The sequence below is a fragment of the Hydrobacter penzbergensis genome (assembly GCF_900106985.1).
In the GTDB taxonomy this organism is placed as follows: domain Bacteria; phylum Bacteroidota; class Bacteroidia; order Chitinophagales; family Chitinophagaceae; genus Sediminibacterium; species Sediminibacterium magnilacihabitans.
The window spans coordinates 1-1,325 of sequence record NZ_FNNO01000038.1 but is presented as its reverse complement, the minus strand read 5'-3'; the positions used below and the strand labels follow the sequence as shown (position 1 = coordinate 1,325).

The window sequence follows — 1,325 nt, the reverse complement described above, 5'->3', positions numbered from 1 at the left end:
TCAGTGTTGTTTCGATGTTGAATAAATAAGTTCTTTGAAATTATTGTCTGTATTGGGTTCTAGCAGATTTTGCAATGGAAACGATTTGAAAATTGCCAAAATTTGACTTGTTTTAAAGTATTGATAATCAATACTTATGAATCAGGGTAAATATGTCTTCTCTCAGATAATGGAATTGGTTTCTCATAAAGTGTTTTATGCTTGTGTCGATCGGCATAAAGGAGATTTTAAATCAAAACAGTTTTCATGCTGGAAACAATTTCTGTGCATGGCTTTTGGTCAACTAACCCATCGGGAGAGTCTATCCGATACCATAGTTTGCCTTCGAGCAAATGCGGGAAAACTGTATCACCTGGGTATTGGTAGAGCCATTGCAAAAAGTACTTTATCCAAGGCAAATGAAAATCGTGATTGCAGGATTTTCTCTGGGATGGCAATGATCTTAATCGAAGAAGCAAAATCATTGTATCTAAAAGATAGCGATCTGGAAGTTGACCTTAAGAACAATGTGTTTGCCATCGATGCAACCGTGATTGACGTATGCCTGTCAGCATTCAGTTGGGCAAAATTCCGAACAACAAAGGGCGGTGTCAAAGTCCACGTCCAATTGGATTTAAAAACTGCTATTCCGGAATTTATCCAAATCACGCCGGCTTCGGTTCACGAAGTGAATATCCTGGACAATATCGTCTTTCAGCCAGATAGCTTTTATGTCGTAGACCGCGGCTACACTGACTTTGGTAGATTGTATGATATTCACAAGGCAAAAGCCTTCTTTATCACACGTGCTAAGGATAACCTCGACTTTTCGCGAGTATCGTCCGTATCTCCAAAGAAACTACCGGCTGGGATCATGTGTGACCAAACCATCCGCTTAAACGGATTTTATGCCAAACAAGATTTTCCCACCCGGATGCGAAGAATAAAATTCTATGATGCCGATAATGATCGCGTCCTGGTTTTCTTATCTAACAACTTTGAGTTGAAGGCTACCGAAATAGCTCAGCTCTATAAGCATAGATGGAAAATCGAGCTGTTTTTTAAATGGATCAAACAGCATCTGAAAATTAAATCCTTCTGGGGCAGATCTGAAAACGCAGTGAAAATTCAAATTTGGATTGCTATTTCTGTTTACGTCCTGATTGCTATTGCAAAAAAGAAGTACCAATTAAAGCAATCCTTATATGAGATTATTCAAGTAGTCAGCATCTGCATCTTCGATAAGGTGCCTCTACACGAACTATTCGCTGAACCCATACAACAAAATTTCAAAGAGCAAAAAGATAATCAGTTGAAATTCTTTTAATTAAGACGAAACGTTAATG

1 protein-coding gene is annotated in these 1,325 nt (G+C 38.3%); it reads left to right on the top strand.

All coding sequences use genetic code 11. The features are described 5' to 3' along the window. Positions 1 to 136: 136 nt before the first annotated feature. Complete coding sequence (locus BLU98_RS17475) at positions 137 to 1,306, top strand: IS4 family transposase (RefSeq protein WP_092727082.1); 1,170 nt, start codon at positions 137 to 139, stop codon at positions 1,304 to 1,306. Positions 1,307 to 1,325: the final 19 nt, after the last annotated feature.

What these genes read in the sequence shown, in the direction of transcription:
- BLU98_RS17475 (WP_092727082.1), top strand. Translation starts at nt 137, where the DNA reads ATGAATCAGGGTAAATATGTCTTCTCTCAGATAATGGAATTGGTTTCT.